Source organism: Streptomyces griseocarneus, from assembly GCF_014655595.1.
Taxonomy (GTDB): Bacteria; Actinomycetota; Actinomycetes; order Streptomycetales; family Streptomycetaceae; genus Streptomyces; species Streptomyces griseocarneus.
Genome location: NZ_BNBL01000001.1, coordinates 1,261,901 through 1,285,504, shown reverse-complemented (window position 1 = coordinate 1,285,504; position 23,604 = coordinate 1,261,901). Strand labels below are relative to the sequence as shown.

The following is a 23,604-nucleotide window of genomic DNA, read 5'->3' as shown; positions in this document are numbered from 1 at the left end:
GGGACGGCGATATGGCAATGCCCCCTCACAGGAGGGGGACACTGCGGACTACTTGGCGCGTACCTTGCGACCCTTTGGCGGCTCGCATTCCTTGGCGGCTGCGATGAAGGGCTTGAGCGCGTCATGGAGCTTGTTCAGCGAGTCGGGCCCGAGTTCGATCTGATAGTACTGGACGGACGGGATCAACCTGGCTTCGAATTCGCTGCTCGCGTCTTCATCATTCTTCGCGGCTCCAACCCGCACTTCCATACCCGGCACTGCGAACGTGTGCAGATGGATGTCTCCGGTCACGGTCGGATCGAGGTCGTCGTAAGCCTCGACCTTCACCCATACGTCCTGAGTGATGGACTGGTCTCCCACCGTCAATGTTCTGCCTCCCTTCTGCACACCCGGCTCGCCTTGCCGCGATTCGTCTACCTCAATAAATCTGGTGCCCATCAGCGCCCCTTCTCAAGTACGACCAAATCCTAGCTGCTGCTGGGGACTTGCACTCAGCCGGGAAGAGGCCGCCTCAAGGGGTGAGCCGGCGGTAGCGGATGAGGGTGCGTACTCTGCTGGTGAGGGCCAGGAAGTGACCGGCCTTGCGTTCGTGGCACCGGTGGGGGCGCTGACATCCGGCGAGCCGGGTCAGCAGTAGAGGTTGCCGCCCGGAGCCGCACCCAGCATCTGGGCGAATCGCTGGTAGCTGTTCACCCGGCTCTGCACCTGGGCGGGGTTGCGGCCGTCGCACTCCACGGCGCCGTTGATGCTGCGGATGGTCTGCCCGAATCCACGGCTGTTGACCATCGCGTCGTGCGGCGTCATGGTGCCGGGACCGCGCTGGGTGTTCCAGTACCACAGGGCGGTTTTCCAGGAGACGGCCGCGTCGGTCTGGACGAGCGACGGGTTGTTCAGCAGGTTGATTCCGAGGGCGTCGCCCGCCGCCTTGTAGTTGAAGTTCCAGCTGAGCTGGAGCGGACCGCGGCCGAAATAGGCGGCCTGACCGGCCGGGCAGCCGTAGGGCTGGTTCCGGTCACAGTAGTGGGGATAGTTGGCCGTGTTCTGCTCCACGATGTGGACCAGGCCCCCGGTCTCGTGGTCGACGTTGGCCAGGAAGGCCGCGGCCTCCTGCCGCTTGACCTGGTCACTGCCGGTATTGGCGAATCCCGGGTACGCGGCCAGCGCCGCGATCAGCCCGTTGTACGTGTAGAAGGCGTTCCGGCCCGGGAACATCTGCTGGAACTGGGCCTCCGTCACGGGGAACTTTCCGGTCCCCGGGTTCCCGCCTCCCTGACAGGTGTACGGGTCCCAGTACCACGTGCTGATGAGCGGGTCGTAGCCGGGATTGTCGTGCTCGGCGATGTAGTACTTGCCGTCCGTGTACCGGACGACCGCGCCCGCCGGATACCAGGTTCCGGCAGTCCAGTTGGGCGCATTGTCGCACGGGCCGGCGGCACTCGCCGTGCCGGACGGCACGAGGAGGGCCGCACCGACCAGAGCCAGTACGGCCAGCAGCAAGGTGACGAAGCGGTTTCTTCTCACGGCGGCTCCTGTGGGATCGGATCGCTGAGGTGACACTCGCTTGCTCAAAGCGCGACGGGGCCGACGGCAGAACGCTGCGGCCGTCGCCCTTGCGCAGTGAATAACTCTTCAACTTCGTTGTCAACGACATTCACCATGGGCGGCCAAACCAGGTGCATTTGGCATCCGGTTCCGGACAACTGTCGCTGCGGGGACTTGCGTCGGCGTCGTCCCGCATGGCATTCATGGACCGAAAGCCGGACGCGTGCCGAAGAAATGCCGCTGTCTTTCGACTTCCTACCGGCGAGCCGTGACGGCTCCGTGATGCCGGTTTCCGGGGCGCTCGCTCCACGGGTCCGTGGAGTACACCCGCCCGCCATTACCTCTGAACGAGGAGAGACCATGCGTGGAATCAGAGCTGCGCGCTCCGCAGCCGTCGTCCTGGCCGCCGCGGCCACCGGAATTGCCGTCGCCGCGGGACCGGCGGCCGCCGACGTTCCGATCGGCCAGCCGATGAAGGGAAAGATGACCTACTACACCGACAAGGGGTACGGCGCCTGCGGAACGGCCATCGACGCGAACTCCCAGGACCTGGTCGCGGTCTCGCCCTCGTGGTGGACCTCCGCCAATCCCAACAACGACCCTCTCTGCAAGGGCATATCGGTCGAGGTCAGCTACAACGGCAAGACCATCAGGGTGCCGGTCAGGGACAAGTGCCTCTCCTGCGACCGCACCCACATCGACCTCGGCCGGCCGGCCTTCCAGAAGCTGGCACCGCTCGACCGGGGCGTGGTCAACGGCATCACCTGGAAGTTCGTGCGCTGATCCCGGTGCCCGCTGAGCCCGGGGCCCGTCGAGCCCTGAGCCGGGGGGCTCACTCCGCAGTCGGCAGGGGCTGCTCGGTCCAGATGGTCTTGCCGGTGGGGGTGTAGCGGGTGCCCCACCGCTGGGTGAGCTGGGCGACGATGAACAGGCCTCGGCCCCCCTCGTCGTCGGCGGCGGCGTGCCGCAGGTGGGGCGAGGTGTGGCCGGTGTCGGCGACCTCGCAGACGAGGCTGCGGTCGCGGATCAGCCGGACGTGGACCGGCCCGCCGGAGGCGTAGCGGACGGCGTTGGTGACCAGCTCGCTGACGATCAGCTCGATCGTGAACGACAGGTCCTCGAGCCCCCACTCGCCCAGCTGCTCACTGGTGACGGACCGGGCCCGCGCGACGCTCGCGGGGTCGGCGTCCAGCTCCCAGACCGCCACCTGGTGGTCGCCGAGCATCCGGGTACGGACCAGGAGCAGGGCCGCGTCGTCGTCCACCGGGCCGGGCAGCAGCTCGGCCACGGTGCGGTCGCAGAGCTCCTCCAAAGGGCGCCGGGACTCGGTGAGGACGCCGGTGAGCAGGCCGAGCCCCGTCTCGGTGTCGTGGTCCGGGGCCTGGACGAGACCGTCGGTGAACAGGGCGAGCAGGCTGCCGGCGGGCAGCTGGAGTTCCACGCTCTGGAAGGGCGCACCGCCCAGGCCCAGGGGCGGGCCCTCCGGGAGGCCCGGGCGGCTGACGGCACCGCAGGCGGGGTCGACGACGGCGGGCGGCGAGTGGCCGGCGCGCGCCATGCTGCACAGCCCGGACACCGGGTCGTAGACGGCGTACAGGCAGGTGACCCCGAGGGCCTCGTCGCCGCCGGCCCCCGGCGTGCCCCCGCCGTGGCCGTTCGCCCGTTTCTCGGCGGCCTGCTCCTCGGCGGTCCGCCCGACCACGTCGTCCAGGCGCGCGAGCAGCTCGTCCGGGGCGAGGTCGAGCCGGGCCAGGACGCGTACGCTCGTACGCAGCCGGCCCATGGTGGCGGCGGCGCGCAGCCCGTGGCCGCGCACGTCCCCGACCACCAGGCCGACCCGGGAGCTCGACAGCGGGATGACGTCGAACCAGTCGCCGCCCACCCCGGAGCGGCTGTCGGCGGGCACGTAGCGGCTGGCCACCTCGACCCCGGTCAGCGACGGCAGGCGGTGGGGCAGCAGACCGCGCTGCAGTTTGAGGGCGGCGGTGTGTTCTCGCGTGATGACCAGCATCAGGACGACACCGACCAGCAGGGCGCCCAGGCCCACGACGCTCACCCCGCCGGTCTGCCCGAGGAGCGGCAGGTCGAAGGAGGTCGAGCCGTAGTCCGGGGCGGCGTAGACGACGAAGGCGGCGTAGCAGAACAGGCTGAGCATCAGGAGCCCGCCCAGCCCCGGGAGCACCCCCTTGAACAGCAGGTCCCGGGGGCTGCGCGTGAGCCGCCTGCGGTAGCACCAGACGCAGGCGAAGCCGGTGAGGCCGTAGTAGAAGGAGATCGCGAGGCCGACCGCACTGATGGAGTCGGCCAGCACATCGCGGCTGATCACGGTCAGCAGGACGAGGAAGCCGATGGAGACCAGGCCCATGCCGACGGTCGACCAGGTCGGGGTGAGGAACCGGTGGTGCACCCGGGCGAAGCGCGAGGGGACGGCCTTGTGGGCCGCCATGGAGAAGACGGTGCGGGCCAGCGGCAGGATGGTGGTCTGGGTGGACGCGACCGCCGAGGTCAGCACCGTGAAGATGAGCAGCTTGGTGAGGAACCAGCCGGGGCCCGTGGTGCCGAAGACGGCACCACCCAGGCCGGAGAGCACGTCGCCGGCGTTGGCCGTGTTGCCCAGACCGGTGCCCTCGGTGCCGATCCCGGCGAACGCCTGCGCCGACGTCGCCACCAGGGCGTAGATGCCCAGCAGGAGCACGGTGGAGACGACCGCCGCCCGTCCGGGGGTGTGCCGGCTGTCGGCGGTCTCCTCGTTGACCGCGACGGCGGTGTCCCAGCCCCAGTAGATGAAGACCGCGGCGAGGAGGCCCGCGGTCAGCTCCTTGGCCGAGGGCACATGGAGGGGGTTGAACCAGGAGGCGGAGACGTGGATCGCCGCCGGCGGCCCGTCGGCGTAGACCCTGACCAGGGCGGTCACCGCGAACAGGACCAGCACCGCCACCTCGGCGCACACCAGCCAGCGCTGGAGGGCCGCCGACACCTCGATGCCCACGTAGCAGACCGCGGTCATCACGGCGATCCAGGTGACCCCCGCGACGGTGGTCCACAGCCGGTCCTCGGCGAGCGAGTCGAACCCCAGCAGCCGGAAGCCGTAGATGCCCGCGATCTCCGCGAGGTTCGCCATGGCGATGACGTCGGCGACGATGATGCCCCAGCCGCCCATCCAGCCGATGCGCGGGCCGAAGGCGCGGGAGGCCCAGGTGAAGGTGGTCCCGCAGTCGGCGTCGCCGGCGTTGAGCTCCCGGTAGGCGTACGCGATCAGCAGCATCGGGACGAAGGCCAGCATCGTCACGATCGGCGCCTGGAGGCCGACCCCCACGACGATCAGGCCGAGCGTCGCCGCCAGGCTGTACGCCGGAGCGGTGGAGGACAGGCCCATGGCGACCGAGGAGAACAGTCCCAGGGCGCCGGCCTTGAGCCCCTTCTCGCCCGCGCCGGGTCCGGGCGCGAGCGGCGCAGCGGACTCGACCGGACCACCGAAGAGCTTCACCCCTGCATTCATCTCCGCATCTCGCCTGGAGAGCTCACGGCCCCGAGAGAGCTCATGATCGCCATTTTCCCCGTGGTCGATCAGGTCCGCCAGACGGTGACGCGCCGGGCGGGTGCGGGTCGCCGCATGGGGCACAATCGCGGCCCGGGGCCGGGCCCCGGGAATCCGCGCAGCGATGTGTCGGAGCAGCGGTGTGTCAGAGTGGAGGTACGGCGCGACGGCGCGGGTGAGGACGCGGGAGAGGGATTCCCTGTCATGCCGGCACAGCCTGATCGCCTCGCCACTGCACATCCCATGGTCCTGCACGGGCGGAGCGAGGAGTACACGGACCTGTTCGGGCAGGCTCCGGTGGTCTTCGCTGCGCTGAGCGGCCCGGAACATGTACTGGAGGCGGCGAGTCCGGCGTTTTTCGACGCCTTCACGGCCGGCCGCACGACGACCGGCGTGCCGGTCGGGGAGCTGGTTCCGGAACTGGCCCGGCAGGGTGTCCTCGATCGGCTCGACGAGGTGTACCGCACCGGCACTGTGCACCGGAACCGAGGCGGGCACCTCGTGCTCGGTGGGCTGAGGGCCCGGCGGGAGGAATTCTTCGACATCACCTACGAGCCCCGCCGGGATGCGGCCGGCCGGGTCAACGGGGTGACGGTGATCGCGGTGGAGACCACCGCGTACCACCACGCGCAGCTCCTGGCCGCCGAGCAGCGCGTCCTGCTGGAGCAGATCGCGCGTGACGCCCCGCTGAGCGAGATCCTGACCGGCATGGCGAGGGCGATCGAGGAGCTCTCCCCGGACATGATCGTCTCGGTGCTGCTCCTCGACCCCGACGGCCGTCACCTGCGCCACGGCACCGCACCGCGCCTGCCCGACTTCTACAACGACGCGATCGACGGGGTCGCCATCGGCGACGGAGTCGGCTCGTGCGGCACGGCTGCATACCGGCAGGCACCGGTGATCGTCAGCGACATCGCCACCGACCCCCTGTGGGAGGGCTACCGCGACCTGGCACAGCGGGCCGGGGTCGCGGCGTGCTGGTCCACTCCGATCCACGGCTCGGACGGCCGGCTGCTGGGCACTTTCGCGATCTACCATCGCACTCCCAGGGCGCCCGACGACCAGGACCTGGCGCTCAGCGCGGCCTTCACCCGCATCGCAGCCCTGGCGATCGAGCGCCACCGCGCGGTGGAGGCGGGCCACGCCGCCCAGGAGCGGGAGAAGGCGGCTCGTGAGGACTTGGCCTTCGTCCTGGAGGCCAGTACCGCCATCGCGCGCCAGCCTCACTACTTCGACTGCCTCGAGCGCATGGCCCGGCTGACCGTGCCGGCCCTGGCGCCGCTGTGCGCCGTCCACGTGGTCGAGCGCGACCAGATCCAGCGGATCGCCCTCGCCGCCGCCACCCGCGCCGACGAGGGCCTCCTCGCCTCGCCCGAGCTGAGCAGCGAGATCGACAACGTCGTTGCCCGTGTGCTGGCCTCCGGCACCACCGAGACCGGGCAGGTCGGCTCCTGTCCGGGCGGCCTGTCCGCACGTCTCGACGTCAGCGGTTACGTGTGCGTGCCCCTGGCCACCCACGGCCGCACCTTCGGCGTACTGACCCTCCTGACCACCGACCGGCCCCTGGACGACCACGCCGTCGCCCTGGCCGAGGAGCTCGCCCGCCGGACCGCTTCCAGCGCCGACAACGCCCGCCAGTTCACCGACCGGGCCAGGCTCGCCCGCGACCTGCAGGCCGGCCTGCTGCCTCCCGAGTTGCCCGAGGTCCCCGGCGCCACTCTGGCGGCCTCCTACCACCCTGCCGGCGAAGGACTCGACGTCGGTGGCGACTTCTATGACGTCTTCCCGCTTCCCGACGACCGCTGGGCGCTCATGATCGGCGACGTGTGCGGGCGCGGCGCTCGCGCCGCCACCACCACCGGCATGGTCCGCCACAGCGCACGCGCCGCCGCCCGTCTCCTCGACGACCCGGCGGCCGTGGTATCCGCCATCAACACCGCTCTGACGGACCGGGCGGTCGGCGAGGAATGCTTCGTCTCACTCGTCTACGGCGAACTGCGGCACACCGCATCCCACCTGGCGTTGGACCTGATTCGAGCCGGTCATGTACCCCCACTCGTGCGCCGGGCCGACGGCACGGTCGAAGAAATCGCCCAACCGGGCCTGCTCCTGGGCATCGGCCCCGACCCCGACTCGTCCCCGTGCGGCGTCGACCTGCACCCGGCCGACAGCCTGATCATGGTCACCGACGGCATCACCGAGGCCCGTTCCACCAGCGGCGAACTCTTCGGGGAGGACCGCCTGGCCGATGCCCTCGGCGCACTGCGAACCTCGTCTCCCACCGCCGACGAGCTCCTCGAGTCGATCTCCATCGCGGTCGCCGCCTTCGCGGCTGATGCCACGCACGACGACCAAGCGGTGCTGGTCCTCACCGCCACCTGACCACGGCCTCCACAGCCGACGCGGGGGGATCGGCTCACTCCAAGAAGCCGACGGCTGCCTACGAGCGCGCCCCAAGTCGATCGTCGCCGGCCACGAATTTCTCACCCTGCGCGCCCTCTTCGACCACGACGCCGAAGGCCGCGACCTCAAGTCGACCGTCGAGGCCTACGAAATGCCGGTTGGCGACCCGTTGTGGCACGGCACAGCCACAGCCTCCACACCAGCGGAGGTCGTCGACAATCTGCCGGAGTCTCTGGCTACCGAAAACGCCTGGGTCGCGGCCCGTCCACCAGCATCATCGCGCCGAGCCTCGCTGAATGGGACTCTTCGTCCCGGTCGGCAACGCCGTCATCGACCGCACCGTGGGCTTCCCGACAACGTCGGTACCGGCCGCGCCGCGAACCACACGCCAGGAGCAGGGGAGCGCTGCCGCACCGCATCCCCCACGCTGGGCCGGATCGCATGCATGGCCAGATAGCGTCCTACGTGACGGGTTGGCCGATTTTAAAGCCATGATGTTGCCGGGGAGTTAACACAGGGACATGATCACTGCTCGTATCAATCTGATCACTCATCCAGGAGCCGAGAAGTGATACGCCGAACCGCTCTCCGCACCCTCACCACCGTCGCCGTGACCGCGGCCCTCGCCCTGCCCCTCACCCAGGGAGCCCAGGCAGCCACCCCGGACAATTCCGCCCCGGCGACCGCTGCCACCGCTGCCACGATCAACGCGAACGACGCGAACGACGCGAACGACGCGAACGACGCGAACGACGACAACCCCTTCCGCTGGATGGAACTGGACGGCCTGCGGGCCGACTTCCAGTTCATGTGCCCCGCGGGCCACTGTGTGGGCTTCTGGTCCCTGGTCCTGACGGACGACGTCGCGCAGCAGAGGTTCGAGGGCCGCAAGTTCTTCGTCTACGCCCCGGCTACCGGTGAGTTCAGCTTTTTCCTCGACACGGACATCGCCGTGCGCACGGTCGGCCACCCCCGCCAGGTCCGCCTGGTCGACACCGAGTTCATGCGCTCCCACCCGCGCATCGAGGTCCGCTACGGCGACCCCGATCACCCTGACCGGGCCCGCGTCGTCGCCTCGGCGACGACCCTGATGTAGCGAGCCACCGGCCCCGCCCGACCCGGGCGACCGAGTCGCGCCCAACCCGCCCGGCGGCCACCACGATCATGCCCGGCGACGACCGCGCCGCCCCACCGCCATCTCCCGCATTTACTGCATCTCCTTCCGCCTCGCGGCGGCGGCCTTCCTGCCGCCGGCGCAGCGACGCAGGACGGCGCGGCCAAGGCCCTGAGCGGCAGCTCGCCGCAAAAACCCCTCCAATGCGTCGTGATCTCGCATGCCTTCGTTCCACGAGGCTTCACCACAAGGGAGTTATTGATTTCCATGTACAAACGTCGGCGATTTCTCGCCTTCGCCACTGTGGGTGCGGTCATATGCACCGCTGGATTCACACCGTCGGTCAGCCAGGCCGCCGGCAGCGGCGATGGGATAGCGAAGGGGTCCTACGCCGAAACGCACGGCCTGACGGCGGATGACGTCAAGAACATCAACGCACTCAACGAAAGGGCTCTGACTCTTGGTCAACCCGGCAAGCCTCCGGGGGAATTACCTCCGAGCGCCGGCGCGTCCTTCCGGGCCCCCGTCGATGACAGGGAAACCCCTCCCGCCGAGCCGCTCGACAGGATGCCTGACCCGTACCAGGCCTACGGAGGCAGGGCCACTACGGTCGTCAACAACTACATACGCAAGTGGCAGCAGGCCTACAGTCACCGCGACGGCAAGAGACAGCAAATGACCGAAGAGCAGCGAGAAAAGCTGTCCTACGGTTGCGTTGGCGTCACCTGGGTCAATTCGGGCCCCTACCCGACGAACAGATTGGCGTTCGCGTTCTTCGACGAGAACAAGTACAAGAACGACCTGAAAAACACCAGCCCCCGACCCAATGAAACGCGGGCGGAATTTGAGGGCCGCATCGCCAAGGACAGTTTCGACGAAGGGAAGGGTTTCAAGCGGGCGCGTGACGTGGCGTCCATCATGAACAAGGCCCTGGAAAAGGCCCACGACGAGGGGACTTACATCAACAACCTCAAGACGGAGCTCACGAACAACAATGATGCTCTGCTCCACGAGGACAGCCGCTCGAACTTCTACTCGGCGCTGAGGAACACACCGTCCTTCAAGGAAAGGGATGGAGGCAACTACGACCCATCCAAGATGAAGGCGGTGATCTACTCGAAGCACTTCTGGAGCGGGCAGGACCAGCGGGGCCCCTCCGACAAGAGGAAGTACGGCGACCCGGAAGCCTTCCGTCCCAACCAGGGTACCGGCCTGGTCGACATGTCGAAGGACAGAAGTATTCCGCGCAGTCCGGCCAATCCCGGCGAAGGTTGGGTCAATTTCGACTACGGTTGGTTTGGGGCTCAAACAGAAGCGGATGCCGACAGAACCACATGGACCCACGGGGACCACTATCACGCGCCCAATAGCGACCTGGGCCCCATGCACGTACACGAGAGCAAGTTCCGGAAGTGGTCTGCCGGGTACGCGGACTTCGACCGTGGAAGCTACGTGATCACGTTCATACCCAAGAGCTGGAACACCGCCCCCGGCGAGGTCAAGCAAGGCTGGCCGTGACAGGCCGGTACTACAGCCCCTGCTGACTTCTGCTCGGTCAGACCACGCCTCTCGACACGGACCGTCGGCACGGCGACAACCTCAGCACAACCGATAGCCGAGCAGACCTCCCCGGAGAAGAACGACCACTGTCCCTGGACCGCCGCCGCGTCTACGTACTGGCCTTCTTGTGCGGAAAGACGACCAGGCACGGTTCGCCGCGGCGGCCCGGGCGGCTCCATGGTCGGCCAGCGGTTTGGCACTGCAGTTCGGGGACCTGCTCGGGCAGACAGGGGGGCGGTCGCCCGGGCACATGCCGTTCATCTGCTCTGGCACCGGCGCCCCACCGTGGACCTGCGGCAGCTCTTCGGGGCACCACCTGGATCTGCCCAGTAAGCAGGTGCTGATGGACGAGAGGCAGCAGGTCACCCGGCTATCGCAGCCGCAGCCCGTTCCTGGCCGAGGAGGGCGGCCACCTCCGCAGTTCGACCCCCATCGCACGACGCTGACCAGCGCCGGGAAGCGAAGGCGGCTGAACTACAGGCCCTGCTGGCCCAGGGCGCGAAGCTCCTCGGGATCGACCAGATCGGCGTCACACCGGCCGCACTCGACCAGTGCACCTCACCAAGATCGCGTCACGAGCACTCATGTCGTGTGGAGGTCGCGTCGAGGTGTGGGGATTCCCGATGAGCCTCCCGGACAGCGCGCTCATGGCCGAGCAACAGCCTGAGGACTTGCGACGGGCACTTTGCTGTTTCGCTTCCCCCTCCGAGTGAGGAGCCGGAAGGATGACGGCATGACGGGGAGGACGAAAGTCGTTGTGACAGCGGTGGCGGTGTTATGCAGCCTGGCTGCCGTGGGGCTGACGGTCGTGGCGCTGATGGTGGACCTGGACACCGCCGACCGGGCCGCAAGCGTCATCGGGGCGGTCGTCGGGCTCGCAGGGTTGGTGGTGTCCCTCTTCAGCCTGCACCGCACTGAAGCCGGGAGCCCCGTGGAGGCGGGCGGGGCGCGCTCGATCGCGGTCGGGGGCAGCATCGCTTTCGCCGCCACCGGTGATCGGCTCCAAGGCGCGCGGCCTGTGGATCCCGCCGTCGTGCCTGCGTTGCCCGTCCCCTCGGGCGACGCAGGCGGAGAGCCGGCCGGGCCGGTGCGGTCGCCGGGCGAGCGCAGCATCGCCGCCGGCAGGGACATCGGATTCGCCGACACTGGCGACGGGGGACGCACGGCATGACCGCATGGTGGAGGAACCTGCTGCGGCCCGCCTTGCAGGCCACCGGAGAGCGCGCCGTGGTGATCAACGGTGACGCGTTCGCTGTGGTCACCGGCGACAACAACACGCTGGCCTTCCATCCCCCGGGTCCGAACCTGCAGCAGAGGTGGCTGGAATGGGACGACCTGGTCGGCAGGACCCGAACGCCCCGGTCCCCGTCGGCCCTGCTGGAGGCGCACCGTGCGGTGGTCCCCTTCCGTGGCCGCGCCGATGTGCTGGAGGAGTTGGCGGCCTGGTGTGCCGAACCGGGGTTCGGCGTACACCTGGTGTACGGGCCGGGTGGGCAGGGCAAGACTCGGCTCGCCCGCCGTTTCACCGACGGGCTGCTTCACAAAGGCTGGAACGTCCTCTGGCTCGGACAGCACGCCGCGGTCGCCGACCTGACGGCGCTCAGCAGCCCGCCCGGCCCGGTGGTCGTGGTCGTCGACTACGCGGAAGCGCGCCCGGACCAGTTGCTCGCCCTGCTACGTGCGGCCCTGCGCAGCCAGGACACGACACCGTTCAAGGTGTTGCTGCTGGCCCGGACCGCCGACGACTGGTGGCTGGAGTTGCAGGACCGCGCCCGCATCGAGGATCTGTACGCGGTGCGGGGCACGCTCTTGCCGCCGTTGGAGCCGCACGCCGCCGACCGCGTCGACGCCTATCGCCAGGCCGTCGACGCACTGGCCGCCGCCCTGCCGCAGGTGCCGGGGCAAGAGGTTCCTGACTGGCCCGCCCTGGCGGCTCGCGTGCTGGCCCAGCCTGCGGACCGGTTACAACGCCCGGGTATGGAGTGTGCGCTCACCCTGCACATGACCGCCCTCGCCGACCTGCTGGACGCAGCGGTGGAAGCCGTCGGCGAGGGCGACGACCGCCCGTCGCTGTCCCCCGCCACCGGCTCGGCGGAGGAGCGATTACTGAGCCACGAACGTGTCTACTGGCGGGCGGTCGGTGAGGCGTCGGACGTGAGCCTTACCAAGACCGAGGCCGCGCTCGCCGCGGTCTTCCTCTGCGGCGCGCCCGACCGGCAGGGGGCCCACGCCCTTCTCGCCCGGGTGCCGGGTCTGGAACATCACAGCCCGGACACGCTCGGTACCCTCAGCGAATGGATCGCCCAGCTGTATCCGCCGCCTGACCGGATGCAGGTATGGGGCAGCCTCCACCCGGACCGGCTCGCCGAGTTCTTCGTGGGGACATGGCTGGGCAGCGCTCCCGGGCTGTCCGAACGGCTGCTGGACGGCATCGGCGAGGCCCAGGCCACTCGCCTGCTGACCGTCTCGGCACGCGCCGCCGGCCACCCTGCCCACCGCGGCCGTCTGGACACAGGCCTCACGCAGCTGTGTGTCCGGCACGCGGATACGCTGGCCACGGCGGCCGTCGGCGTAGCCGTCCATGTGGAACGGCCGGACCCCCTGCTGGCGGCCCTGTACCAGCTGGCCGACGCACCCGACCCGGATTCCACGCGATTGCTCGGGCTCGCCGGACACCTGCCGCGCCCCACCCACCGGCTGGCGGACTTCGCACTGCACCTGGCAAGGAGGCTGGTGCGGCTGCACCGGGACCGGGCCGCACAGGACCCGGCGCGTCTGCCTGATCTCGCCGGGCAACTGCGCCTGCTGTGTTGCCGACTCGGTGACGCGGGGCTGTGGGCGGAGGCGTACCAGGTGGCTCGTGAAGTGCTGAGACTGCTCAGGCCCCTCGCCCGCCAGGACCCGCGCACCTACGAAGTGCAGCTTGCCGCATGCCTGCTGAACATCTCCGTGGCCCTGGGAGCATCGGGGCGGCGCGAGGCGGCGGTATTCCCCGCTCGCCAGTCCGTCCGGCTCTACCGGCGGATCGACCAGTGGGACGACGGAGCGTCCCTGCCAGAACTGGCGCACGCCCTGAACGCCGTCTCCCATGCCGAAGGGGAACTCGGACGGCTGTCGGCGGCCCTGGCCGCGAGCCGGGAGGCCATCGCGGTACGCCGGCACCTCGTCGACCAGTGCGGCGCCGCCTTCCGGCCCGACCTGGCAGCCGCACTGAACAATCAGGCCGTCCGTCTGCGGCAGACCGGCCGCGTACACGAGGCGCTCGGCGAAGCGCGCAAGGCCGCGAAGCTGTACCGCGCACTGGCACAGGACCATCCGGACGCCCACCGTGCCGGTTTGGCCATGAGCCTGGGCACACTGTCCTCGTGTCTGCGTGACGCCGGCCGGCACACAGAGGCACTGCGGTGCGCCGAGGAATCCGCGGACATCCGGCGCGAGCTGGCGCGCGAGCGCCCCGCCGCCTTCCTGCCCGCCCTGGCCCGCAGCCTGAACGCCCTCGCGATCGACCTGGAGGAGATGGGACACCAGGGCAGGGCCTTGGCGACGGCCGAGGACGCCGTAGGCCTCTACCGGGACCTCGCCCAACGCGATCGGACAGCCTACGCAGAGCCGTTGGCCATGAGTCTGAACACCCTGGCATGCCAGTTGGAGAAGACGGGCCGGGCCCCGCAGGCCCTGGCGGCCGCTCAGGAGTCCGTGGACCTGTACCGGTCCATCGCGGCGAGGAACCCCGGTGCGCACCGGGCCGACCTCGCCATGGCGCTGAACACGCTCGCCGACGAGTTGGCGCAGGCAGACCGCGGCGACGAGGCACTCGAGGCCGCCAGGGAGGCCGTGAGCCTCTACCGAGCCCTGGCGGACCAGCACCCGCGACCCCATCTCGCCGCACTGAGCACGGCGTTGAACACGTTCGGCCTGCATCTCAAGGCCCTCGGCCACCTCGCCGAGGCCCTGGACGCATTCGACGAAGCCATCGGGATCAGCCGCCGCGCGACGGCCATATCCCCGGCCGACGCCAATCCGAGAACACTTGCCACAGTGCTGGCGAACAAGGCAGTGTGCCTGTCCGACCTGCACCGGCCACTGGACGCACTGCACACCATTGAGGAGTCGGTGAACGTCTACCAGGCGCTGATGCACAACGAACCGGAAGCCTGTGCTCCGCGGCTCGTGACGGCCCTGTCCATCCGTCACCTCCTGCTCGTCGTCCTGGGACGTACCGACGAGGTGCCGGTCGCCGTGGAGGAGACCCTGCGGGTCCGGGCAACCCTGGTGCGGCGGGATCCAGCGTCCCACCTGACGTCCTACTGCGAAGAGTTGACCCTGCTCGGTGTCACCCTCGCACGTCGGGGACGTTACGGCGAGGCGGTGGATCCACTGGTCAGGGCGGCGGCCGTCCACCGGGAGCTGGTGGCCGAGGACGCGGGGCACCGGCCGGTGCTGGCCCAGGCCCTGCTGGCTCTGATGTACGCGTTGACGCAGGCGGGCCGCCACGGCGAGGCGTTGCCGGTCGCCGAAGAGGCGGTCAAGGTCTGGGGCGACGCCCCTCCTGAAGATGCGGCCCACCGTTCCCTGCTCGTAGGGGCCCTGTGCGCGCTCGGCATCCAGCGGCACATCCACGGGCAGCCCGGGGCCGAAGACGCACTGCGTACGGCCGCTGACATGGCCGCGGATCTGCCCGACGACACACTGGGCCCGTTGCGCCGGCGGCTGCAGAGTACGGCGATGGCCGGCCTCGGCACGCATCTGTCAGAGACTCACCGGCCGGAGCTGGGGCTGCCCCTCCTCGCACGGGCCGCGGACGTACCCACGGGAACGGACGAGGAGGCGCAGTCCGCTCGGGCCGGCCTGCTGGTCGTCTATGGCCACCGCCTCGCCACCGACGCCGCCGACCACGAGACGGCCCTCGCGGTGACCCGAGACGCCGTTCGCGTCCATGAGGACCTCACCGCGCAGGACCCGACGGTCCACGAGCGCGAGCTGGCCTGGGCACTAGCCCACCTCGGCCTGCGTCTGACCGAGACCGGGCGGCACGAAGAGGCCGCACAAACCACCGACCGGGCGGTTGCCCTGAGCCGTCGGCTGATGGCCTCGGACCCCACCGCACACCGACTGACCCTCGCCGTCTCGCTGTACGCGCAGGCCCGAGCCGACTGGCAGGCCGGGAATGCGGAGGCGCGAGCCCGGGATCACATCACCGAAGCCCTCACCATCCTGCGCGCCCTGGCCGAGCAGACCCCCGGGCTGGTCACCGCCTACCTCAAAGACACGGAACAGACGTACAACAGAATGCACCGGCCCAGCCGTCATCGCATGCCACAACGTGGTCGGCCGAGACCACGTGACGTGCAGCATCCAGGCTGACCAGATACACCGGCTCCCCAACCGTCACGCCGACGACCAGCCCTTTCCTCTCCCCCCCGGTGCGAACACAATCGTTTGGCCCTGGGGCTGTCACTGCCGACCGGGCGCTGTGTCGGCGCGTGCGCGGTGGGCAAGCCGTTGTCCGTGAAGGCAGGAGTCAGGGCGGTCGCTCGCGGGCCAGCGGCGGGGCGGAGATCCGGACATCGTGACCGTCAAGGGTGCCGACTACGACGTCACCCACCTGGCCTGGGCTGAGGAGCCGGCACAGTCGGTGCGCCCGTTGTAGGGCATGGGACCTGCTGTTCAGACCTGGTCACCCGCCGACCGTGGCTTCGCCGTCCCACAGCCCATTGCCTTAGAGGAGCTAACAGAAAGCTTCTGTTAGCTCCTCTAACAACGGCTAACAGAATGAGGTTGGTTGTTGCTGGTGGCCGTGTCTGGCGGGTGGGTTGAGCGTTGTCCGGCTTGTGGGGGCATCACCGTGGATCGTGTCGGATGAGCTGTGGGAGCGGATCGAGCCGCTGCTGCCGTGCAACGAGCGCCGGTTCCGGTATCCGGGCCGCAAGCGGCTACCGGACCGGGAGGTGCTGTGCGGGATCCTGTACGTGCTGCACACCGGAATCCAGTGGGAGTACCTGCCGAAGGACCTGGGCTTCGGCCCAGGCATGACCTGCTGGCGTCGGCTGCGGGACTGGAACGAGGCGGGAGTGTGGCAGCGGCTGCACGAGGTGCTGCTGGTCGGGTTGAACGCGGCGGCGAAGCTGGACTGGTCGCGCTGCGTGGTCGACTCTTCCCACGTCAGGGCGCTAAAAGGGGGAGCCAGACGGGCCCGTCGCCGGTCGACCGGGGCCGGGCAGGCTCAAAACACCACTTGATCACCGACGGGCATGGCACCCCGCTTGCTGTCCTGCTGACCGGCGGCAACCGCAACGACGTCACTCAGCTCTTGCCGCTGCTCGACGCGATCCCGCCGGTCCGTGGCCGGGTCGGCCGTCCGCGCCGTAAGCCCGACTCGCTGTTCGCCGACCGCGGCCACGACCACGACATCTACCGCGACCAGGTCCGCGCTCGCGGCATCGTGCCGGCCATCGCCAGACGCGGAACCCGGAACGGCACTGGCCTGGGAACTTACCGGTGGGTGGTCGAGCGGACCTTTGCCTGGCTGCACGGCTTCCGACGCCTGCGGATCCGCTGGGAACGGCGGGCCGACATCCACAAGGCGTTCCTGAAACTCGCCTGCTGCCTCATCACTCACCGGCAACTCAGCTCATTGTGTTAGCCATTGTAAGGGACAGGCAGCTCTCAGTAATCCGGGCAGGCAGTGAGCTTTTTGCCCGCAGCACACGCCGACGATGACCGAACGCGACACTCATTACAGAGCTTCCGCCCCTTCGCCGGTGCTATACGAGCGCAGAGCTTTCTCATCCCGTGTCGGCAGGGCCAACGGCATGTACAGCGGTGATGGCGAGATGAGGCCGTGAATTTTTGCCGGTCCGCCAGGGGCGGTCTCACCATCCGCCTGTCAGGAGATGCGAGCCTTGGCGATGAGGCTGGCCAGGGCTGGCTTGTCAAGGTAGCGGTGGACGTCGTGGGCCCAGGGGAACGCACCGTTGTTCACCTTGATGTCCGTGGCGCCCGCCGCGAGGAGGGACAGGCCAGCACATCCGGTCACGAAATCCTTCGAGGCGTACAGGTTCGTCCACTCCACACCGACGGGAACAGTGAGCGGCTCGCCCTCCGAGTGGATGCCCTTGCGGCCGGCCAGCCAGCCCAGCGGGGATCCGCACGTCACCAGCGTGGTCACGTCCCGAGCCTCACCGCGGCGGAGCATGTCGTAGAACACCACGCTGCCCAGGGAATGAGCGACGACGATGCGTGCGCCGGTTTTGGCCAGTGCCTCGCCGACCGTCGCACGTACGGCGGCAGCCGTCTCCTCCTTACGCAGGTAGGTGTGAGCTTCGCGGACGAGCCACAGGAGGCGGCCCGTCACGCCCTTGCCCATCTTCCGGTCCACGGCCTGGAGCCTGCGCACGATCCGGGGTGTGAGCGGGCCTTCTCCGAGGGTGAGGCCAGCCTCGGGCGACTCGTCCTCAAGGGCGGAGGGTGCGTAGGCCGCCAGTGCCTCAAGGATGAAGGCCTCTTCCTCCTCGTCGATGGGGGCGTCATCGGACAGGGCATCCTCATCCGGGCCGCCGAGCCGCATGTACCGGGTGGCCGTCCGCGGGAAGACCGCCTGATAGGAGGGAACCGTCACTACGGCCCGGGCCGCACCATCCCCGGCAGCGGCAAGCGTCTCGTCAAGGGTGGCCTGCCAGCGGTTGCTCAGCCCTGCCGTCGTTGCCTCCGAGCCCTGCCTGATTCCGTGCACTCCGACGATCTGCAACTCACTCATAATTCCCGCATTCGCTGACCTCTGGCCATAGAAGGCTGATCGTAGCCAGAGCACGCGAAGCCCCTCACGGCCCGGGTTAGGCTGACGCCGCCAAGCAGGGGGAAGCAGTTGAGCACGGAAGAACTGGACAGCATCGTCCGCAGGCGGCTGGTAGTTGTCGCGATCGACGGCTACGAGGACGGGGAAGAAGACTTTGAGGACGGCATAGCCACCCAGGTGGAACGGATCACCAGTTGGCTGGCGGATCCCGCGCTCGGGGAGGACCGGCGCTTCGAGGTGGTGCAGGCGAAATCCTCACCGCGCTCCGCAGGCGAACTGCGCGCTTTCCTGCACGAACAGAATCTCGCGGCAGCCAAGTACCAGGAAGCTGTCGTCGTGTACATCACCGGTCACGGTCGGCGCCTCCGCGCGCCCCGGCACTACCTGGTGCTCCCCGAGACGAAGAAGGACCGGCTGCTGGCGACCGCTTTCCCGACGAGCGAGCTCGTCACTGCCGCCCTGGACAGTGAGTCCGAGCACGTCCTGGTGCTGGTCGACTCGTGCGCATCCGGCACGCTTCGTGCCGAGCTCAGCACCTTGTTCGAGGATCTGTCCCCCGAGCGCCACAGCTTCAAGGGAATCGCCGTCGTTACGGCAGGCAACCACTACGAGCGCCCCCTGGTCGGCTCCTTCACCCGGCGCGTCGCCCTGGCCTGCGAGCGGATGCGGGACGAGGCCTCCGGCTTCACCGCCCCGCACCTGTCATTCGCGGAGTGGGAGCAGCTCCTGCACCAGGTGGGTGTGGACGAGGACGGCGTGGAGAAGGACCTGGTCAGCGCCGAGTGGATCGTGCCGCACTCACGAGGACGCGGCCCAAGCGCCTGCCTGCCCAACCCGCGATACAAGCCAGTGGAGAGCATCACGGGTCCCGCGCTGCGTCAGCTCACGCTCGGCTCCAGCTCGCTGGAGGAGTTCTGGCTGGAGCGGGCTTCGGGGCGGGCCGGGGCGGATGACCCAGGCTGGTACTTCAGCGGCCGGGCTGAGCCCATGAAGCGCATGGTGGCCTTCGTCCGGGAGGGCGCGGGTGTCCTCGTGGTCACCGGAGCGGCCGGCTCGGGAAAGTCGGCCCTGCTGGCCCGGCTCGTCACCTTGGCCGACGCGGGCTTCGCAGCCGATCCGAAGTACGCGGCCATGGTGGCGGGCATCCCCGGCGAGCTGCGGCCGGACCCGGGCGCGGTCGATGTCGCTGTCCTGGCCCGGAACAAGTCCGCGCGGGTGGTGGTAGAGGAGCTGCTGTCAGCGCTCGGAGGCACCCCCGACGACCGCGAACTCCCCCTGCGGACCCTGCTCGGCCTGCTGGCGCACCGGGCCACGGAGGCCACCCGTCCCGTCAACGTGGTCATCGACGCGCTAGACGAGGCCGATGACCCGCTCGCCTGCATCGGTGACATCCTCCTTCCCCTGGCGCGTCTGACGGCTAGCGACGGCGCCGGGCGGGCTGTCCGGCTCGTGGTCGGTGTCCGCAGCTCCCCCGCCACCGCGTACGCCTCCGGGACGGATCTGCGCGATGAACGAGCGGACCAGTTGCTGCGGCGGCTGACCGGCGCACTGGGCGCGGAGGACGTGGCCGCGCAGATCCTGCGTACGGACGGCCCCGACTGCAGGGAGGACATCGCGGCCTACACGACCACACTGCTGTGCGCCCCGCAGACCAGCCCGTACCACGAGGCGCGGGACGCCGCCGAGGCGGCGGCACACCGGATCGCGGAGGCGGTCGCGCCTTCCTTCCTGGACGCCCGGATCGCCGCCGACCAGCTGAGGACAGCCGGAGTCCGCCAGGACCTGGACGAGGCGGGCTGGCTGAGACGCCTCGCCGACGGCACCACCGGACTCCTGCGCGAGGACGTCCAGGCCGTGGCCGCCGTCACGGGGATCACCGCCGACCTGCTGGTCGCCGCGCTGCGCGCGACCGCGTTCGCCCCGGGGGCCGGCCTGCCGTGGGCGGAAGTCTGGCCCGCCGTCACGGTCGCGCTGGCCTCCGCGGTGTACGGGCCCGGCTACGTGGACGCGGACGCAGCCGACCATGCCATCCGCACCCTGCGGGCCGGCCGCCTCACCGGCTACCTCGCGACCGCCGAGGAGGATGCCCGTACTGTCTACCGCCCTGTGCACCAGCGGCTGACCGACCTCCTGCTGGCCGACCCGGACTGGCTGCTGGCCCCGGCCTCGGCGACTGAGGCCACGTGGTGGCGCCCGGACGAGCCGCAGACTCACACGGCGGCGCACGCCGCGATCACCCGTGGCCTCGCCCGGCTGGTGGAAGAGGCCCGGCCGCACCTGGCACACCCCTACGTCCGGAGGCACCTCCTGCATCATGCCACGGCTGGGGGCATCCTGACCGACCGTGAGGTGCCTGTGGAACTTCTCGCCCAGGAGACCTCCGGCACCCTGCGCGCGCGCCTTGCTCTGCCCCTGCCCGCCGGGGACCCCGAGCGACGGAACCTGACAGCTGCGGCCCTGATCGAGCCGTACACCGATGAGGACACCGACTGCACCTCGCGCCTGGGCAGCATCGCCTTCCACCGGAGCGTACGAGGGCCGGGCGAGCAGGCAGAGGTGTACGACCGGCTTCCGGTGATGACGTCGTGGGGGCGGTGGGCGGCACGTGTGAACGTACTGGCGCCTGCCCAGGGGCGGACAAGGGCCATGTGCGTGGTACCGACGCTGGACGGGCGCCAGCTGATCGCCGTGGCGGCCGAGACTGGCGGGGTCCGGATCTGGGATGCCGGGACAGGCAGGCGTATTGCGGACCTGGACACGGGGCCAGTGCACCGCCTGCGCACCATCCTGGCCACGGGCGGACGCACCTTTCTGGTCACGCTAGGGCTGCGTGACGTGCGGATCTACGATCCTGTCTCCGGGCAGCGCATCGCGCAGACCCCGCTCCCCCGGGCGCCCCACGATGTGCATGTCCTGGCAGACGGAGCCGCGCTCTGGAAGCTGTGCGTCCTGACCCGCCGCGGCGCGTTTCTGTGGAGGCCACGCGCGAACAAGCTGTTCGAGACCCCCGGCTATCAGGACATCACCCGGGAACATGCCCGCATTCAGCTGAGTCCATTCGGGCAGCTGTCGGCGGTGGTCCGCCGGAGGAGCGGCGAGGCGCTGGTAGCCGTTTGCGGCGAGGGCGGAATCCGTTTGTGGGACCCAGCGTCGGGGATGACAACAAGTCCTTCCTTCGGGGGCAGCCAGGTATCAGGCCTGGTAGGTGTCGCCCGGCCGGGCCAGGATGAAGATGACCTGCTGATCGCCGAATCCCCCAATCCTCTGGCACCTCTGCGGGTATGGAACCCCTTCACCCATCAGGAGGTCGCGCACACCCGGGAAGGCGGCGGCACAGCGGCGGCGGGGCCCGGAGGGACGGCATTCGCCTACGTAGCCCGCGGCCGTATCGTGCTGCAGGGCCTCGGCACCGGCTCCGTCCGCTCGTTCGACGCTGACATTCCGTCCGTGGATGCCCTCGCGGTCCTTGAAGACCCCGCCGGCCCGCGGGTTGTCTCAGCAGGCCCGCAGGGCATCAGGGTCTGGGATCCGGGCTTCGAGGGGCCGCTGTACGAGGACGGGCTGGCAGAGTCGGTGTACTGGGGGCCCTCACTGGACCGTCGGCGGCGGAATGCGCCGACGTGGTCTGCATGCAGGTCCATCCTGCCCAGCACGGGTGCAGCCCCGGACACCGACGTCCTCGTCCTCGCGAGCCGCAGCGGGCTCGAGGTTCACGACGCAACGACAGGCGTCCTGTTGAAGCGGATCGGGACCGGTCTGGTCAGGCAGGTCCTGCCGCTGTCATCCGCCGGCTCACGGGTGGCCGTCAGCGATCCGGGCGGTGACCTGTCCGTCTGGGATCTCGTGTCCGGGCAGATGGTGATGACCAGCCCCAAGGAACCATCCCATGCCGCCCTGTCTTCGTGCATAGCCTGGACCGCTGGAGGCATGCCAATGTGCGTTTCCACGGGGCACCAAGGAGACCTCACCTCAGTGGTTCTGGACCACGAATCCGGCCAGGCCACTGTCAGCACGGTCCCCCTTAGCGCCGGAACCGGCGAATCCGCCGTCCGCCTGCTGGGGTCCCTGCTTCCGTCCCCCTCCGGTGACGTCGCCGTCGTGGCGAGTGCCGGCGAGGAGCTCGTGCTCATCGACGTAGCCTCAGGACATCGCATGGGTGTGCTGCCTGGCTGGAACCATCGGCATGGGCATGGCAGCGCGCTGTGCAGTCTGCCCGGCCACAGCGGCCTGCTTCTGGCGGTGTCGAACGGAACGGACGTCGGTATCTGGGACGTGGCCACCCGGACCCGGGTCACTGGCTGGGAGTCCCCGGACATCTTCGCCATGGCCGCCCTGCCCCTGCCCGATGGCCGCACGCTGCTCGCCACGGGAAGTACCAGCGGCGTCCGAATCTGGGACCCCCGGACAGGCGGCCTCATCCACACTCTCCTGACGGGCGCCCCCGTCCACGGCATCACCACGGGCCAAGGAGCCTCGGGCCTCGTGATCCACCTCTACGGTCCCGCAGGCCTGGCAACACTGTCGGTCGACGCCACACTTCTGTGACGGACCGCCAACGCCAGCACTCGGACAGCCGGCGGGGCCGCCTTCCCGTACCGCGTTACGACAGGCCGGCAGAAGGCGATGCGCCGATGGCAGGAAGAGCAGCCGGGCCGGCGACCACCTGAGCCGCCGGTTCCCTGAGGAGAACTTGCGGCTGTCCGCGGCGGAACGGCAAGCGACCACGGAGAACGCGGAGCTCCGGCAGCGAGTCACCGAGCTTGGGGACGACCTTACCGCCGCCCGGACCAGCCTCTGCCGCGTGATCCGCTATGAGAACCGGCTTCAGTCCAGCCCCTGAGACGTCGGTCGGCAGCGATCATGGAAGTATGCCCAGGAGGGGCGGTGCTGGCCTCCTCGGACCAACCAGGCAAAGGGGTATTCACATGGGGGACATATCGGCCGAGAGGCGTCGCATCCTGCAGTCGCCTCCACCCGAGCTCGTCGCGGAGGCGGCTGCGAACCCAGGTGGGTCGGTTGCGGCGATCGACCCTGACCTCATCGGCGACCCCAACGGCTACGTCCCGGGGGAAGCCGTCCAGGGTTTCTGGCAGGTCAGCGAAGACGGGAAGCTGACCGGCGAGTTCGTGGAGAATCCGAACTACGGCCCGCCCAAGGATAATTTCTCCAAGCTCACGGATTCCGAGCACTGGCTGGACTGGCTCGGTGACCAGCCCGCCGTTGCAGTGCGCGACTCCATCGCGCAAATCTTGGACGAACAGGTCCCTGGAGCGGTTCTGGAGTGGATCAAGGTCCTCGACGTTCCGCGCTACCTCACCGGAGGCCGCCCCCAACCGGACGATGAGAGCCACGTGATCGTCACCCGGGCCGGCATCGCCCTGCCCTTCGCGCTCTCCGTGACCAGCCCTGGACGCAAGCGGGAGATCCTCCAGGGCGCCTTCTCCTGGGTCGCCGTCGGACTCGACCAGCCCGGCAACCGCAAGGACCGGGTCTGGCTCGACCTACGAGCTGACCTGGACTGGGCCGAGACGGAACTCCGCAACCGGATCTACCTCGTCGGCCAGCCCCCGGCCCCCGGCATCACCACCTGAAACCTGGCCCCGTCCGAATCTCGGGTCGGCACAACATGCCTCACGTCCCTCGCCCCTCACG

Annotated in this window: 13 protein-coding genes and 1 pseudogene; 10 read left to right on the top strand and 4 right to left on the bottom strand. The window is 69.3% G+C overall.

Going from position 1 to position 23,604, the window contains the following annotated elements:
* Positions 1 to 48: 48 nt before the first annotated feature.
* Together IE295_RS05200 and IE295_RS05195 are read right to left on the bottom strand one after the other, a co-directional pair.
* Entirely contained in the window at positions 49 to 438 is a 390-nt protein-coding gene (locus IE295_RS05200) for a hypothetical protein (protein WP_190062199.1), read from the bottom strand.
* 189 nt (positions 439 to 627) lie between these two features.
* Entirely contained in the window at positions 628 to 1,521 is an 894-nt protein-coding gene (locus IE295_RS05195) for a glycoside hydrolase family 19 protein (protein ID WP_190062198.1), read from the bottom strand.
* A 381-nt stretch (positions 1,522 to 1,902) separates the two neighbouring features.
* Here IE295_RS05195 and IE295_RS05190 point away from each other — a divergent pair, with 381 nt between their 5' ends.
* Positions 1,903 to 2,325, top strand: a complete 423-nt coding sequence (locus IE295_RS05190) for a cysteine/serine endopeptidase inhibitor (protein ID WP_190062197.1) — start codon at positions 1,903 to 1,905, stop codon at positions 2,323 to 2,325.
* A 49-nt stretch (positions 2,326 to 2,374) separates the two neighbouring features.
* On the opposite strand, the gene IE295_RS05185 is transcribed toward IE295_RS05190, so the two are convergent.
* Complete coding sequence (locus IE295_RS05185; RefSeq protein ID WP_224323364.1) at positions 2,375 to 5,041, bottom strand: SpoIIE family protein phosphatase; 2,667 nt, start codon at positions 5,039 to 5,041, stop codon at positions 2,375 to 2,377.
* A 243-nt stretch (positions 5,042 to 5,284) separates the two neighbouring features.
* Between IE295_RS05185 and IE295_RS05180 the strand changes: the two genes are divergently transcribed.
* From IE295_RS05180 to IE295_RS05150, 7 genes and pseudogenes are all read left to right on the top strand, one after another.
* Positions 5,285 to 7,462, top strand: a complete 2,178-nt coding sequence (locus IE295_RS05180) for a SpoIIE family protein phosphatase (RefSeq protein ID WP_190062196.1) — start codon at positions 5,285 to 5,287, stop codon at positions 7,460 to 7,462.
* Entirely contained in the window at positions 7,416 to 7,940 is a 525-nt protein-coding gene (locus IE295_RS34380; protein ID WP_190062195.1) for a DUF317 domain-containing protein, read from the top strand. Before IE295_RS05180 ends, IE295_RS34380 begins: the two co-directional genes overlap by 47 nt.
* A 111-nt stretch (positions 7,941 to 8,051) precedes the next feature.
* Complete coding sequence (locus IE295_RS05170) at positions 8,052 to 8,579, top strand: hypothetical protein (protein ID WP_190062194.1); 528 nt, start codon at positions 8,052 to 8,054, stop codon at positions 8,577 to 8,579.
* 285 nt (positions 8,580 to 8,864) lie between these two features.
* The gene (locus IE295_RS05165; RefSeq protein ID WP_190062193.1) at positions 8,865 to 10,115 is read left to right on the top strand and encodes a protein-glutamine gamma-glutamyltransferase; all 1,251 of its coding nucleotides are present in this window, start codon (positions 8,865 to 8,867) and stop codon (positions 10,113 to 10,115) included.
* A 775-nt stretch (positions 10,116 to 10,890) separates the two neighbouring features.
* A complete protein-coding gene (locus IE295_RS05160; RefSeq protein ID WP_190062192.1) occupies positions 10,891 to 11,328 on the top strand; it encodes a hypothetical protein in 438 nt (145 codons plus the stop codon).
* Positions 11,325 to 15,521, top strand: coding sequence for a tetratricopeptide repeat protein (locus IE295_RS05155; RefSeq protein WP_190062191.1), 4,197 nt, complete (start codon positions 11,325 to 11,327; stop codon positions 15,519 to 15,521). Before IE295_RS05160 ends, IE295_RS05155 begins: the two co-directional genes overlap by 4 nt.
* A 467-nt stretch (positions 15,522 to 15,988) precedes the next feature.
* A pseudogene (locus tag IE295_RS05150) lies at positions 15,989 to 16,800 on the top strand (IS5 family transposase).
* 243 nt (positions 16,801 to 17,043) lie between these two features.
* On the opposite strand, the gene IE295_RS05145 reads toward IE295_RS05150, so the two are convergent.
* Positions 17,044 to 17,913: a lipase family protein gene (locus tag IE295_RS05145; RefSeq protein ID WP_190062190.1), complete on the bottom strand. Its 870-nt coding sequence runs from the start codon at positions 17,911 to 17,913 to the stop codon at positions 17,044 to 17,046.
* Between the two features lie 108 nt (positions 17,914 to 18,021).
* Here IE295_RS05145 and IE295_RS05140 point away from each other — a divergent pair, with 108 nt between their 5' ends.
* Both IE295_RS05140 and IE295_RS05135 read left to right on the top strand, forming a co-directional pair.
* A complete protein-coding gene (locus tag IE295_RS05140) occupies positions 18,022 to 22,497 on the top strand; it encodes an AAA family ATPase (RefSeq protein WP_190062189.1) in 4,476 nt (1,491 codons plus the stop codon).
* A 380-nt stretch (positions 22,498 to 22,877) separates the two neighbouring features.
* Positions 22,878 to 23,543, top strand: coding sequence for a hypothetical protein (locus tag IE295_RS05135; protein ID WP_190062188.1), 666 nt, complete (start codon positions 22,878 to 22,880; stop codon positions 23,541 to 23,543).
* Positions 23,544 to 23,604 lie beyond the last annotated feature (61 nt).

Coding starts and splice junctions, on each gene's coding strand:
- IE295_RS05200 (WP_190062199.1), bottom strand. CDS start 438: ATGGGCACCAGATTTATTGAGGTAGACGAATCGCGGCAAGGCGAGCCG.
- IE295_RS05190 (WP_190062197.1), top strand. CDS start 1,903: ATGCGTGGAATCAGAGCTGCGCGCTCCGCAGCCGTCGTCCTGGCCGCC.
- IE295_RS05185 (WP_224323364.1), bottom strand. CDS start 5,041: ATGAATGCAGGGGTGAAGCTCTTCGGTGGTCCGGTCGAGTCCGCTGCG.
- IE295_RS05180 (WP_190062196.1), top strand. CDS start 5,285: ATGCCGGCACAGCCTGATCGCCTCGCCACTGCACATCCCATGGTCCTG.
- IE295_RS34380 (WP_190062195.1), top strand. CDS start 7,416: ATGCCACGCACGACGACCAAGCGGTGCTGGTCCTCACCGCCACCTGAC.
- IE295_RS05165 (WP_190062193.1), top strand. CDS start 8,865: ATGTACAAACGTCGGCGATTTCTCGCCTTCGCCACTGTGGGTGCGGTC.
- IE295_RS05160 (WP_190062192.1), top strand. CDS start 10,891: ATGACGGGGAGGACGAAAGTCGTTGTGACAGCGGTGGCGGTGTTATGC.
- IE295_RS05155 (WP_190062191.1), top strand. CDS start 11,325: ATGACCGCATGGTGGAGGAACCTGCTGCGGCCCGCCTTGCAGGCCACC.
- IE295_RS05145 (WP_190062190.1), bottom strand. CDS start 17,913: ATGAGTGAGTTGCAGATCGTCGGAGTGCACGGAATCAGGCAGGGCTCG.
- IE295_RS05135 (WP_190062188.1), top strand. CDS start 22,878: ATGGGGGACATATCGGCCGAGAGGCGTCGCATCCTGCAGTCGCCTCCA.